This window comes from Methylomonas rosea, assembly GCF_024505055.1.
GTDB lineage: Bacteria > Pseudomonadota > Gammaproteobacteria > Methylococcales > Methylomonadaceae > Methylomonas > Methylomonas rosea.
Window position 1 is genome coordinate 55,239 of record NZ_JANIBL010000021.1, and the last position, 13,459, is coordinate 68,697.

The 13,459-nt window shown below is 52.4% G+C and carries 11 protein-coding genes; 7 read left to right on the forward strand and 4 right to left on the reverse strand.

Annotated elements, in window-relative coordinates; all coding sequences use genetic code 11:
- Positions 1 to 117 precede the first annotated feature (117 nt).
- The gene (ribF, locus tag NP589_RS08770) at positions 118 to 1,062 is read left to right on the forward strand and encodes a bifunctional riboflavin kinase/FAD synthetase (RefSeq protein WP_256606640.1); all 945 of its coding nucleotides are present in this window, start codon (positions 118 to 120) and stop codon (positions 1,060 to 1,062) included.
- Positions 1,059 to 1,289 (forward strand): DUF1289 domain-containing protein, encoded by a 231-nt coding sequence (locus tag NP589_RS08775; protein WP_256606641.1) that lies wholly within the window; start codon positions 1,059 to 1,061, stop codon positions 1,287 to 1,289. Before ribF ends, NP589_RS08775 begins: the two co-directional genes overlap by 4 nt.
- Here the strand turns inward: NP589_RS08775 and NP589_RS08780 are convergent.
- Both NP589_RS08780 and NP589_RS08785 read right to left on the reverse strand, forming a co-directional pair.
- On the reverse strand, positions 1,286 to 2,767 hold the full coding sequence (locus NP589_RS08780; RefSeq protein ID WP_256606642.1) for a polysaccharide biosynthesis C-terminal domain-containing protein: 1,482 nt from the start codon (positions 2,765 to 2,767) through the stop codon (positions 1,286 to 1,288). The genes NP589_RS08775 and NP589_RS08780 overlap by 4 nt on opposite strands.
- A 109-nt stretch (positions 2,768 to 2,876) precedes the next feature.
- Positions 2,877 to 3,455: a TetR/AcrR family transcriptional regulator gene (locus tag NP589_RS08785; protein ID WP_256606643.1), complete on the reverse strand. Its 579-nt coding sequence runs from the start codon at positions 3,453 to 3,455 to the stop codon at positions 2,877 to 2,879.
- 114 nt (positions 3,456 to 3,569) lie between these two features.
- On the opposite strand from NP589_RS08785, the gene NP589_RS08790 reads away from it, so the two are divergent.
- Positions 3,570 to 4,220 carry a glutathione S-transferase family protein gene (locus NP589_RS08790; protein WP_256606644.1) on the forward strand — a complete coding sequence of 217 codons (651 nt, stop codon included), beginning with the start codon at positions 3,570 to 3,572 and terminating at the stop codon, positions 4,218 to 4,220.
- A gap of 277 nt (positions 4,221 to 4,497) precedes the next feature.
- The gene (locus NP589_RS08795) at positions 4,498 to 5,292 is read left to right on the forward strand and encodes a C40 family peptidase (RefSeq protein ID WP_256606645.1); all 795 of its coding nucleotides are present in this window, start codon (positions 4,498 to 4,500) and stop codon (positions 5,290 to 5,292) included.
- Between the two features lie 108 nt (positions 5,293 to 5,400).
- Here the strand turns inward: NP589_RS08795 and sodB are convergent, their stop codons facing one another.
- Entirely contained in the window at positions 5,401 to 5,982 is a 582-nt protein-coding gene (sodB, locus tag NP589_RS08800; RefSeq protein WP_020484147.1) for a superoxide dismutase [Fe], read from the reverse strand.
- 124 nt (positions 5,983 to 6,106) lie between these two features.
- On the opposite strand from sodB, the gene NP589_RS08805 reads away from it, so the two are divergent.
- The 3 genes from NP589_RS08805 to NP589_RS08815 all read left to right on the forward strand — a co-directional run bounded on the left by NP589_RS08805 (position 6,107) and on the right by NP589_RS08815 (position 12,205).
- Positions 6,107 to 6,580 (forward strand): CYTH domain-containing protein, encoded by a 474-nt coding sequence (locus NP589_RS08805; protein WP_256606646.1) that lies wholly within the window; start codon positions 6,107 to 6,109, stop codon positions 6,578 to 6,580.
- Positions 6,581 to 6,811: 231 nt separating this feature from the next.
- A complete protein-coding gene (locus NP589_RS08810) occupies positions 6,812 to 7,501 on the forward strand; it encodes a tetratricopeptide repeat protein (protein WP_256606647.1) in 690 nt (229 codons plus the stop codon).
- A 69-nt stretch (positions 7,502 to 7,570) separates the two neighbouring features.
- Entirely contained in the window at positions 7,571 to 12,205 is a 4,635-nt protein-coding gene (locus NP589_RS08815) for an EAL domain-containing protein (RefSeq protein WP_256606648.1), read from the forward strand.
- 616 nt (positions 12,206 to 12,821) lie between these two features.
- Here NP589_RS08815 and NP589_RS08820 read toward each other — a convergent pair.
- Positions 12,822 to 13,459: HD-GYP domain-containing protein (locus NP589_RS08820; protein ID WP_256606649.1), on the reverse strand; the 638-nt coding region annotated here is incomplete at its 5' end.

Sequence of the window (13,459 nt, forward strand, 5' to 3'; positions counted from 1 at the left end):
GGAAAACCGTGATGCGGCAAGACGAATTTTAGCGCCGCCAAATGCGTTGGCCATTGCCGGCATGGTCGCTCACCGGCTGTTACTGATAGAATTAGTCTTTTTAGTCAGACAGCCATCATGCGCTTAATTCGGGGTTTGAATCATCTTGAGCCGTTACGCGACGGCTGTGTGCTGACCATAGGCAACTTCGACGGTCTGCATCTTGGACATCAGCTGGTGATCGAAAAACTGGCCGAGCACGGCCGGCGTTTGCAGTTGCCGACCGTGGCAATGGTCTTCGAACCCCAGCCTTTAGAGTATTTCCTCGGCGACCACGCGCCGTCCAGACTGACCCGTTTGCGCGAGAAAACCATTCAGTTTGCTAAACTACCGGTCGACGAATTACTGGTGTTGCCTTTCAACCGCAGCCTGGCCGATTGCGATGCCGAGCATTTCATTCGCGACATTTTAGTCGAGCGCTTGCGAGTCAAACATTTGGTGGTTGGCGACGATTTTCACTTTGGTAAGGCGCGGCGCGGCAATTTCGCACTGTTACAGCATCGTGGCCAGGAATACGGTTTTGAAGTGGAAGATAGTCATTCTTTCGAACTGGCCGGATTAAGAGTCAGTAGCACACTGATTCGCGATGCCCTCGGCGAAGGCCAATTGGAGCAAGCCAAACTCATGCTGGGCCGGGATTATTCGGTATGCGGCCGGGTGGCGCACGGCGACAAGCGTGGCCGGGAGTTGGGCTTTCCAACCGCTAATGTCAGAATGTTCAGGAAGAATACCCCTATTGTCGGCGTGTTCGCGGTGACGATGACCGGCTTGAATGGCAGCGAACACCAAGGTGTCGCCAATGTCGGCACGCGCCCCACCTTCGACGGTGGCGCTAAAGTGGTCTTGGAAACGCATTTATTCAACTTCAATCAGGACATTTACGGTCATTACGTTGAAGTGCATTTTAAAAAGAAGCTGCGCGACGAAATTCGTTTTGCCTCGCTGACCGAGCTGAAACAGCAGATACACCACGATGTGGAGCAGGCTCAGCAGTATTTTCAACAACAAATGCCCCGACCATGATCAATTCAGAATCCAACCCAACATCGCCATGCGTCAGAAACTGTTGTCTAAACGACGACGATATTTGCCTGGGCTGCTTCCGTTCCCTGGATGAAATCCGGCTTTGGTCTGCCGCAGACGCGCAGACACGAAACTTGTTTTTGCAGCGCGTTGCGGAGCGCCGCATCAATATTTTAAAAACGCGCCGGCTCGGACCTTTCTATTCGGAACAGTTGCCGGGCATTTAATTCGGGCGGCGGCTGCGCAATATCGGTCGAACATCCAACCAAGCCGCAACGCTCAAATAAAGCAACAAGCCCACGGCGCCAGCCAACCACACATTGATCTGACAGCTATCCAACACGTAGCGGTTGGCAAAATATAGCGCCAAACCCAATGCAAAATAGCCGGCTATTTTGCCCACCGGATAACTCACCGGGTAATAGCGCCGACCCAAAGCCCAAGATAAAACCACCATAAACAGGTAACAAGCCAGCGTCGCCCACGCCGAGCCGACATAGCCCCACACCGGTATCCAGCAGATATTCAACACAATGGTCAGGCCTGCCCCGGCCAGCGACACCCAGGCGCCCAGGCCGGTGCGGTCGCTGAGCTTGTACCAAACCGACAGATTGACATAAATCCCCAGCAGCAGATTGGCCATCAGTAAAATCGGCACCACCTCCAGGCCCACTCGATACTCTTCGCCGATAAAATATTTGAACAGGTCGATGAACAGCATCACTACTAAAAATATAAATACCCCGGCAATCACAAAATACTGCATCACCAATGCATAGGCCCGTTTGGCATCGGCGCGGCCGGCATAGGAAAAGAAAAACGGTTCGCCGGCGTAGCGAAAGGCCTGCACGAACAAACTCATCAAAATCGACAGCTTATAGCAGGCGCCGTAGATACCCAGCATCTTCAGGTTGGTGGGCAAATCGTAAGGCAGTAAGACTTTCAGAATTGCGCGGTCCAGCATTTCGTTAACCATGCCGGCAAAGCCGATAATCACCATGGGCAGGGAGTAGCGCAACATCGGCCCGAGCACGCGCGGATCGAGTTGGAAACGCACCGCGCGGAATTGCGGCAGCAACAGCAGAAGCTTGCAAACGCTGGCGGCCAGATTGGCTAAAAAGATGTAACCCACACCTAGTTCAGGGTCGTAATACGCAGTCAGATCGCTATCCGGCCAGAGGCTTTGCAGCTTGGGCCAGGCCAACAAAAACAGTAGATTCAAGGCGATGGCGATGAAAATCTCGGTCATCTTGATGCCGGCGAAACGCCAGGCTCGGTTCTCTGCACGCAGCCGGGCAAACGGCAACGCCGATAGCGCATCCAGCGCCAAAATCCAGCCGAACCACAGCAAATACTCCGGATGTCGCGGATACTGCAACCAGTCGGCCAGCGGCTGTTGCCAATAGTAGATTGCCGCGATAAAACCTAGACTAGTGATCAACAGAAAACCTAAGGCGTTACGATAGACTTCGTCACTACTAAATTCTTGTCGCTGTCGAAACCGAAAATACCCGGTTTCCAAACCCAGTACCATAAGCACCGCAAAAAATCCGGCATAGGCGTAAAACTCGGAAACCACGCCGTATTCGCCGGCACTGAAGGTGTAGGTGTACAGCGGCACCAGCAGATAATTCAAAAAACGGCCGACGATACTGCTGAGACCGTAGATGGCGGTTTGGGAAACGAGTTGGCGTAGTGAGCTCAAAAGCGGTCAAGTCCAAAGAGTGATGGGGCCTCTCGGTGAGGCCCAAGGTAGCGATATTGTATGCCAGTTGCCGGCTTGCCGATTAATAGGGCATTGCCGGCAGCTTGGACTAAGCTGGTTCCGCGCGGCTTAAACTTTGCTCGATCAGGATGCTTGCAGCCGCCGCAGCGGTAAGCATGGCCCCCGATTGTCGGCGCATCTGCTCGCTGACTATAGCTCCGGAAATCAGCATGGACAGTTGCTGGGACAGTGATTCCGGGTCCTGTGCGCCGGCTTGCCGGGCCAAATCCGCCAATATTTCCCGGAAAGTATCGGAAAATTCGGCGGCAGCCAGTTGCACCGGGTTGGACGCTTCGGCAAATTCAGCAGAGGCGTTGATGAACGGGCAGCCGCGAAATTCCGGACTGGATAACAATTCATCGAATACGGCAAACACCGCCAGTAACGTTTGCTTGGGTTCGCTGGCGCGCAATTCCACGCCGGCCAGGATCCGATTGAGCATGGCATCTCTGCTTTTGCTTAGATGCGCCAAGACCAGATCGTCTTTTGATGGAAAGTACTTATACAGGCTCATCTTGGTGGTGCCGGCGGCTTTTACTATCGCATCGACGCCGGTGGCCTTAATGCCTTGGCTGTAAAAAAGCGCGGAGGCGGTTTGCAAAATGTGATCTTGGAGATTGCGGGCCATAATTGAGTACCGAGAAAAAACATGTTGCAACTATACAGACCGGTATGTATTATTTCAATAGACTGACCGGTCTGTTATGGCTTTGTTCTTAATTCAACTACTGGAGATTATTCAATGATTACTTTGTATGGCGTGGCAATTAGCAACTATTACAACAAAATTAAATTTGCGTTGATGGAAAAGGATATAGCGTTCATCGAAGAGTTTACCCCACCCAGCCAGAACGAAGACTTGCTGCAACGTTCGCCGCTGGGAAAAATCCCGTTCATCAAAACCAGCGACGGTTATCTATCGGAATCGCAAGCAATCCTGGAGTATCTGGAAGATGCATTTCCGGAACATCCGCTGTATCCGGTCGATGTCTACGAACGCGGTAAATGCCGGGAATTCATCCAGCATCTCGAACTGAACGTCGAACTGATCGCTCGCCGCCTGTATGGGGAAGCCCTGTTCGGCAGCAGCGTACCGCAAGAAACCAAGGATGAAGTCCGGACCAAGCTCGATACCGGTCTGAAGGGTTTAGCCAAGCTGCTGAAATTGTCGCCCTATGCGCTGGGCGACAGCTTTAGTTCGGCAGACATCGTGGCCTGGCCGCATCTGCAATTGGTGGGTTTTGCCACCCAAAAAATCTACGGTGAGAATTTGGTGACTACGCATATTCCGGGCATTGAGGCTTATATGCAACTGATCGAAAGCCGGCCACACGCGCAGATAGTCAGCGCCGACCGGGCAAAAGCATTGGAGACCTTTTTTAGTAGCAAGTAAGGCCCGTTGCAGCGTTTCGCTTCGCAGTATTAACCTGGTCCTTAAAAATCCCTGGGCTCTCGCCTTCGCAGGGCCGATGTTTAAGGGCCGGTTTTATAACACCACCTATTCATTCGATCACAGCCTCCGGCCAGCAAGTCTGCCGCGGCTATCCCACAGCAAGTTAAAAACTCACGGTTCATTAGCGGCATTATGCATGCGTCTTGCACCGATAAGCCCCCAGGAGGAAGATAGGCAGATACGCGCTTTTAATAACCCAACGACAAGGAGACCGAACATGAGTGCGACCCCGAAGACCCGTCGGCAAAGTCCCTGGGAAAAGTTTTTAACTTTTTTCGGCGACATCAAAATATACCCGCACCCGATGTTCATTGTTTACGATCCCGGTTCTTATCGCATTGAGGGTCCTGATCTGCGCGAAATTCTCGACACATTGCAACCCGGCGATATTTTGCTGCGCGGTTACGACAATTATCTGGACGGCAAATTTATCGGTGGCACCTTTAGCCATGCCGGATTTTATTACGGCGAAGCCACGGACGAGTTGGACAAGCCTTTGGCACGCGCCGGTCAGCAGGACAACGGCAAAGACTGGTTCACCCCCGGCAAACAAATGGTGATTCACTCCATGGCAGAAGGTGTCTTCATGGAAGATATTTTGACTTTCACCCGCTGCGACAAAATCGCCATCCTGCGTTTACCAGAACGGCTTGGCAAACAAACCGAGCAGAAAGTCCAGGTAGGCAGTACGGAGACACCGGATTTTAGTCCTGAGGAAGAACGGATTTATCAAGCTTTAAAAGGCGGCGATACAGTCGCCAGTGCGAACGTGATCGCCCAGGCAAAAAGGTTGGCGCTGGCTCATCTAGGATATGCCTACGATTTTGGATTTGATTTTGAAACCCACAAAAGCTTTAGCTGCACCGAGTTTATTTACTTTATTTACCGTTGCGTTTGTCCATTTGTGGACATCAAACTGGTCGAACAAAGCATCCTATTCTTGAGCAAAAAAGTGCTGCGGCCGGACGATTTTTTAAAAACGAACTTGCAGCAGGTTTGGGTAAAGAAATGATCCTGCGGAGACTGAATGGACGTTGAGTGATTAAGCCGGCTGAACTACGGCGACAGTAAGAATAGCGCGGACGGGCCTGTGAGGACGCCGGCCCGCGCCATTTAATCCTTAAGCTTCGTAATTGGCGCTGGCGAATTCCCAGTTAACCAATGCCCAGAACGCTTCCAGATATTTAGGACGCAGATTACGGAAATCAATGTAATAAGCGTGTTCCCAAACGTCGCAAGTCAATAACGGCGTTTGGCCGGCGGTTAACGGGCAACCGGCGTTGCTGGTGCTAACCAGTTCCAAACCGCCTTTGTCATTCTTAACCAGCCACGCCCAGCCTGAACCGAAAGTGGTAACCGCGCATTTGGTGAATTCTTCTTTGAATTTCTCGAAAGAACCGAAAGTTCTTTCGATGGCATTCGCCAAACCACCGGTTGGTTCGCCGCCGCCGTTGGGTGACAGGCTGTTCCAGTAAAATGTGTGGTTCCAGATTTGCGCTGCGTTGTTGAATACGCCACCTGAGGATTTTTTCACAATCTCTTCCAGAGACAAGCCTTCAAACTCGGTGCCGGGAACCAGATTGTTCAGGTTGGTGACATAAGTTTGGTGATGTTTGCCGTAGTGGAATTCGATCGTTTCTGCGGAAATGTGCGGCGCCAATGCGTCTTTTGCGTACGGTAATGCAGGTAATTCAAAAGCCATCTTTATTCTCCAGATTGATTGAACAGCAGCAGTGATTAGGTACGGACTGACAGCCCAAACCTAATTACCCAGCATTATAATAAAGAATTATTGCTTAACACTAACTAATCTAAGGAAAACAACTATGGCGCTTGAGGTTGAACATAAGTTTTTACTGGCGAACGACGACTGGCGCGGTGAAATCGATCATTTCGTACATTACAAGCAGGGCTATTTAAGCAGCAGTCCACTCAGTTCGGTGCGCGTGCGGATTTCCGACAGCCAGGCTTGGCTGAACATCAAGAGCGCCACTATCGGCACCCATCGTCAGGAGTTCGAATACGAAATTCCGTTAAGCGACGCCAATAGTATTCTCGACGAGCTATGTCACAAGCCGCTGGTCGAAAAGGTCCGCTATTTTGTTTATCGCGACCGGCATGTTTGGGAAATTGACGAGTTCATGGGCGATAACCAAGGTTTGATTGTCGCCGAAATCGAATTATCGGCAGTGGGCGAGGCCTTCGTTAAACCGGACTGGGTCGGCATGGAAGTTACCGACGATTTACGTTACTACAACAATAACCTCTGCAAGCATCCGTTCAAGGATTGGGGCAAATAACAAGCAACAATCCAGGCACGCGATAAAAGTTGCCATTTTCGGGTTTTTGCGCCGATTGTTGCAAAACTGGGACAAGACAATCGCAGAGTCGCTACAGCACTACAAACATAGACCTAAACACCCGCACTAAAGCCTGGCGCTTAGCGAATTTTGGTCATAGGCAATACATTGTTAAAACAATAATTTAAAGGACGTATTGAAATCCAAAATGCAATGCTCTATATTGAATGTATGAGCAAAGCTACTATTGTTGTTTTATTGATACTTTTCGCCGGTCCGCTGCGAGCCTCGGAGCTGACGACCGCTATCGCCCATTTGGAAAGCGATTGGGCCAGCGTTTATTATCAAAGCGACGAAACCCGGCAAAGACAAACCTATCCGCAATTGCTGGAAAAAGCCGCCGAATTGACCAAACGCTACCCGAACGCCGCCGAGCCGAAAATCTGGCAAGCGACGATTATCGCCACCAATGCGGCGTTTCAATCCTCTCTGAGTGCCTTGTCCAGCCTGCAAACCGCCAAGACGCTGTTGGAAGAAGCCATTGCCCAAAATCCCAATGCCTTAGATGGTGCGGCTTATGTCACGCTGGGCACGCTGTATTACATGGTGCCTGGCTGGCCGGTATCTTTTGGGGATAATCAGCTCGCCGAGCAAATGTTGAAAGCCAGCTTAAAAATTAATCCTAACGGTATCGACGCCAATTACTTTTACGCCGATTATTTACTACAACAGGATCGTAGCGCGGAAGCCGAGGAATATTTGCATAAGGCTATCCAGGCTCCGCTGCGCAAGCAGCAAGTATTTGCCGATAGCCAGTTGCAAAACGAGGCTAAACTCGCACTGGCGCATACCCAGCAGCGTAAATCCAACGCCGGCAAAAATAAATTTCAATCGTTGTTCACTTCCGCGACAGCCGACTAAATCCGCCTAGCCCGTTTGCCTTTGGATGTAGAATAACCCTACTTTCAAAACAGGCCACCACTGGCATTTATGAAAAAAACCATTTTCGGACTGTCCGCGGTATTTTTTTTACTGTTTTGTACGTCCAGTGTCGCCGCCACACCCGCAGCAAATCGGCCGCTGGAAACAGTAGCGCTGCAATTAAAATGGTTTCACCAGTTCCAATTTGCCGGCTATTACGCCGCTATCGAGCAAGGCTTTTATGCCGAGGAAGGCTTGCAGGTAGAAATACGCGAGCGCAATCCTGATCAGGACTACATCGAACACGTCGCATCCGGGCAAGCCGAATATGGCATCGGCGATTCCGGCATCATCGCCCAGTATGCCAACGGTAAGCCTATCGCGGCCTTGGCCGCCATTTTTCAGCACGATGCGCTGGTGCTGTTCAGCAAGCAATCGTCCGGCATCGTCAGCCCTTACGAAATGGCCGGCAAGCGCATCATGTACGATGTGGTCGGCGAGAATAACGCGCAGGTTCGTGCCTTACTGGCCGAAGCCAATCTGAACGAAAGCCGTTATCAAAAAATTGCCGAGACCTTTAACAACGCAGACTTTATCGCGGATAAAGTCGATGTGATGTCCGGCTATATCACCGACCGGCCTTTTAGCTTTCGCGCCGCGGGCATCAAATTCAACATTATCAATCCGCAAAATTACGGTATCGACTTTTACGGCGACTTGCTTTTCACCAGTCGTAAAGAGCTACAGCAACATCCAGGCCGCGCCGAGCGTTTCCTCCGGGCCAGTCTGAAAGGCTGGGAATATGCGCTGGCTCACCCCAATTTGCTGATCGAGCTCATCCAAAACAAATACCCAAGCAAACTTAGTCCGGAGCAACTGCTCTACGAAGCAGAGGAAACCCGTAAGCTGATCATGCCGGACTACATCCCGCTTGGGCAAATAGAGGCTGCCCGCTTACGCCGGGTGGCCGACATATATGCCAACCTGCAATTAGCGCGTCCTTTGAGCGACGGCCAGCTAAATGATTTTGTCTACGGCGGCAGTAAAGCCAGCGCTTTGCAATTGAGCGATGCGGAGCGGCAGTGGCTGGCTGAACATGCTGAAATTCGAGTGGGTATAGATAGAAATTTTCCGCCATACGAATGGCTGGACGCGGCTGGCGAGCATCAAGGCATGATTGCCGAGCATCTAAAGCTAGTCGAGCAGAGATTAGGGGTGAAATTCGTTTTGATCATGGACAAGTCCTGGCAGGAAGTGCTGGACATGGCCAAGCGCGGCGAACTGGACATGCTCGCCGGGGCGACCAAAACCCCGGATCGAGAGCAATACCTGAGTTTTACCCAACCCTATATCAGCACGCCGACTGTGATCATCGGCGACAAAAACAGTGGTTATATTAACTCCTTGCAACTGCTGACGGGGCGGCATGTCGCTATCGAACAAGGTTATTTTATTCAGGAATTGCTAAACAGAGACTACCCAGGGATACAGCTGCTGACCGCCCCCTCGGTACAAGAAGCGCTGAATCTACTGGCCGAAGGCAAGGTGGATGCGTATATCGGCGATGCGGCCTCGGCCAGTTATGCGATCAAACAACAAGGCTTCTTAAATCTGCATATTGCCGGCCAACCAGGGTACCTCAACGAAACCCGGATGGCCGCACTCAAATCCCATCCACAATTGCTGTCGCTGCTGGAAAAAGCCCTAGCCAATATCAGTCAAGCCGAACACGATGCCATTATCAACCGCTGGATGGCCTTGAAGGTCGAGCAAGGCATTCGCGTTGAGGCGTTGTTGCGATCCGCCGCCGTGGCCCTGCTGGCCCTATTGTTTTTCGTCTATTGGGTGTTCAGGCTACGGAAGGAAATCAATGCCCGCAAACGTAGCGAGGCCGACCTGGCCCGCCTGTACACCAATATGTCGCTGGGTTTTGCCTTACATCAGGTGATACGTGATGGCAGCGGCAAAATCGTCGATTATCGCTATCTGGACATCAACCCGGCCTTTGAAAAAATGACCGGCATTGCCCGCGACAACTGGATAGGCAAAACCGTCAAGCAAGTGCTGCCCAATACCGAATGCGCTTGGATCAGCAGCTTCGACGGTCTGGACACCAGCGGCGAGCCCCAACATTTCGAAAACTGCGTGGCCGATCTGGGCCGTTGGTATGCCATCGATAGCTATAAAGCCGGTCCCGACCGTTTTGTGGTATTGGTCCAGGACATTACCGCACGCAAACAGACCGAACTGGCGCTAAAAGAAAGCGAAGAACGCTTTCGTATCAGCCAAATTTATGGCGGCGTCGGTATCTGGGAAGCGGATTTATTGAAAAACCGCCAGTTCTGGTCGGAAATCGTCACGACGGAACTGGGTTTTCCGCATAAAGCACTGCATACCTGGAACGATTTCCTGGAAGTGGTTTGCCCGGAAGATAGGCATTTAATTTTGGAAGCAACCCGGGAGCACCTTGAGTGCGGCGCCAATTACGATGTGGAATATCGTATTCAAACCCCTAGCGGCGAAAAGCGTTGGATGCGCTCGGTTGGTCAGGTCGAGCGGGACGGCAGCGGCAAACCGGTGCGGATGCGCGGCATTGTCCATGATGTTAGCAAACGCAAAGCGGCCGAGGAAAAACTGCGGCTATCGGCGCGGGTATTTTCGGACGCCCATGAAGGCATCATCATTACCGACATTAATGCCCAGATCATCGATGTCAACGCCGCCTTCACCGACATCACCGGCTACAGCCGCGAGGAAGCGCTTGGGCAAAACCCAAGCTTTTTGAAATCCGGCCGACAAACGCCGGAGTTTTATGAAGCCATGTGGGAGATCATAAACCAGACCGGGCATTGGCAAGGCGAAGTCTGGAATCGCCGGAAAAACGGCGATTTGTATGCTGAACTATTAACGGTTTCCGCCTTGCGCGACGACGCCGGCAATATCATCAATTATCTGGGTTTGTTCTCCGACATCACCGAAAGCAAGCAACAACAGCAAGCGCTGGAAGTACTGGCGCATTTCGATCCGCTCACCCAATTGCCCAATCGCGCCTTATTTGCCGACCGCTTTGCTCAGGCTATCGCCCACAGCAAACGGGCCGAATCGCTGTTGGCGGTGTGCTATCTGGATTTGGACGGCTTCAAGCAAGTCAACGATAACTTCGGCCACGAGACCGGCGACCAGTTGTTGGTGGAAGTGGCCAAACGCATCAAGTTAAAGTTGCGCGAAGGCGACACGGTTTGCCGGCTGGGTGGCGATGAGTTTGCATTGCTATTCGAAAACTTGCAATCGGTGCAGCAATGCGAAGATGCCTTGACCCGTATTCATCAAGCCATGGCCGAACCTTTCGAGTTGGAAAACCGGCATGTGCGGATTGCCGCCAGCAGCGGCGTCACCATCTATCCCCTTGATCTGGAAGATCCGGATATTCTGTTGCGTCACGCCGACCAAGCCATGTATCAGGCCAAATTGGATGGCCGCAACCGGTATCGGATTTACGATCATTTGCCCGGACAATCGAGCAGTATCAATCATCGCCCCAGCCGCTTGGAGCAAGCCTTGGCCGAGGTCGGTCAGGCGCTGATGGACAACCAGTTTTGCATGTATTACCAACCCAGGGTCAATATCAAAACCGGCCAAGTGGTCGGCGCGGAAGCCCTAATCCGTTGGCGCCATCCGGAACGCGGTCTGTTGCCGCCGGCCGAATTTCTGCCTATAGTCGAAAACACCACTTTGGAAATCGACCTGAGCAACTGGGTGCTAAGACAAGCATTCAAGCAATTGCAGATCTGGCACGATCTTGGCCTGAATCTGCAAGTCAGCGTGAACATATCGCCACGCCATCTACAATGGCCGGATTTCATCAAAACCCTGGAAACCTTGCTGACCGAATACCCGCAAATTCCTTCCCGGCAATTGGAGCTGGAAGTACTGGAAAGCAGCGTACTGGAGGATTTGATCTCGGTGGGCGAGACGCTAAAACAATGTTATCACGACCTGGGCGTACCCTGTGCGCTCGACGATTTCGGCACCGGTTATTCGTCGCTGGCGCATTTGCGGCATTTGACCATCAACACGGTAAAGATCGATCAGAGCTTCGTACGCAACATGATAGACGACCCGGATGACATGGCCATAGTCGAAAGCGTGATCGCCTTAGCCAAGGCCTTCAAACGCGAAGCGGTTGCCGAAGGCGTGGAAGATATAGAACACGGCATTTTTCTGATCGATTTGGGGTGCAGCATCGCCCAAGGTTGCGCCATCGCCGAAGCGATGCCGGCCGATGCGGTGCTGGCTTGGGTCAACAGTTATCGCAACCATACGGCCTGGACCGATTGCGCGAGGCTTTCGCTGACTAATTGGCAAAACCAATTGGAATTACTGAAACTTCAGCAGCAGTATTGGCTGCGTCGTCTCGAACAATGCCTGCACCCCCCAGCCAACAGCAGCCCGCGCTGGCCTATCCTGAACTCGAAAAAATCGCATCTGGGTCGGTGGCTGGAACGGCTCAAACACGAACGCGGCATCGATGCGCGCTTACTGGAACAACTGGAGCGGGCGCAATCCCGACAACAAACGCTAGCGGAAAATCTCCAACGGCATCGGCTGGACGGCAGAAATGACGGCGGCGAGGATTTCAGTAAGTTACGCGAAGCAAATCTGCAAATAGTGCAGTTGCTGGAACGACTGGAATCAGAGGCCTAAGCGAAACTGTACATATTCGGAACACAACCACTAGGCATTCCGATACAAATCCGGCCAGACTTTGGATGGCTTGGATCGGCCAATACCCGCCGGTCGGGGTAATTATCCAATTTTAAAAATTAAGGCATCATGTAACCCAATCGGCTGTCCGGTATTCGGCTAGCAAATTGACATTATCACTGCCTCATCACCGGCCAAAGACAGTCATCGATATGGTTCCGTTAATAGCTGGTAAGCACCTAAAAGGAGCCGCTTAACTCACGGTTCATCGGTTGGCAGAGGTTCGCCATCACCTGGAGCCAATCCGTTGTTCAGCCGTTTTAGGCCGCCCGCCCTTTTCACTTGTAGCGCAGACTAGGCGAAGCTCGCAAATTCTGTACCGACCTCAATGAGTCCGCAAAGTGCAGTCAAAGGCTCCCAATTCCCGGTCGGGTCAAGAGCCCAAATTACTCCAAAAACTGTGGCACCGATTAAGCCAACAATTTCGACGTGGATGAGCTGGATCATCGCCTTCTTCTTGCCTACCAACGTGCCGTTAAGCCGCGGACCACTTGCGGCCCGTCGTGGTTGAACGGATGGTTGGGCGCCGTCGGCGAGTCTCGACTGTCGTCGCAGCCTACAGTTCGAACTGCTTGCTCTGGAATAGGCCTACGCAAGCGCTTACGACGTCGGAATCGTACATCTGCCCTTTGTGCTCCGAGATCTCATGTAAGGCTTTGGGGACACCAAGGCCCGGCCGATAGGGGCGATGCGATGCCATAGCTTCCACCACGTCGGCCACGCAAAGAATACGCGCCTCGAGCAGGATCTGCTCCTGCTTCAAGCCTGCCGGGTACCCTGAACCGTCCAGCCTCTCGTGGTGCTGCAATACGATCCGGGCCACCGGGTTCGTAAAGTCGATGTCTTTGAGAATGTCGTAACCGACTGTGGGGTGCGTCTTGATGATTTCGAACTCGGCTGCGGTGAGCTTGCGGGGGCTGGCGAGAATTTCCGCGGGCACATGGATCTTGCCTATATCATGAAGCACTGCGGCCAATCGCAGGCCTTCGATCCGCTCGGGCGACAGCCTCATCTCCGTGGCGATGGCCACCGCCAGCTTCGCTACACGACGCTGATGGCCGGCAGTATAGGGGTCCCGCACTTCCACCGTAGTTGCAAGGGCCTGCACAGTCGCGTCCATAAGGCGATTCAGCGCCTCGATCTGGGTGAGATGCCTCTCTTGCAGAGCATCGTGTTCGCGATGCTTGCGTAGCT

Excerpts from the sequence above, each read along its gene's own strand:
- ribF (WP_256606640.1), top strand. The coding sequence starts at position 118 with ATGCGCTTAATTCGGGGTTTGAATCATCTTGAGCCGTTACGCGACGGC.
- NP589_RS08775 (WP_256606641.1), top strand. The coding sequence starts at position 1,059 with ATGATCAATTCAGAATCCAACCCAACATCGCCATGCGTCAGAAACTGT.
- NP589_RS08785 (WP_256606643.1), bottom strand. The coding sequence starts at position 3,455 with ATGGCCCGCAATCTCCAAGATCACATTTTGCAAACCGCCTCCGCGCTT.
- NP589_RS08790 (WP_256606644.1), top strand. The coding sequence starts at position 3,570 with ATGATTACTTTGTATGGCGTGGCAATTAGCAACTATTACAACAAAATT.
- NP589_RS08795 (WP_256606645.1), top strand. The coding sequence starts at position 4,498 with ATGAGTGCGACCCCGAAGACCCGTCGGCAAAGTCCCTGGGAAAAGTTT.
- sodB (WP_020484147.1), bottom strand. The coding sequence starts at position 5,982 with ATGGCTTTTGAATTACCTGCATTACCGTACGCAAAAGACGCATTGGCG.
- NP589_RS08805 (WP_256606646.1), top strand. The coding sequence starts at position 6,107 with ATGGCGCTTGAGGTTGAACATAAGTTTTTACTGGCGAACGACGACTGG.
- NP589_RS08810 (WP_256606647.1), top strand. The coding sequence starts at position 6,812 with ATGAGCAAAGCTACTATTGTTGTTTTATTGATACTTTTCGCCGGTCCG.
- NP589_RS08815 (WP_256606648.1), top strand. The coding sequence starts at position 7,571 with ATGAAAAAAACCATTTTCGGACTGTCCGCGGTATTTTTTTTACTGTTT.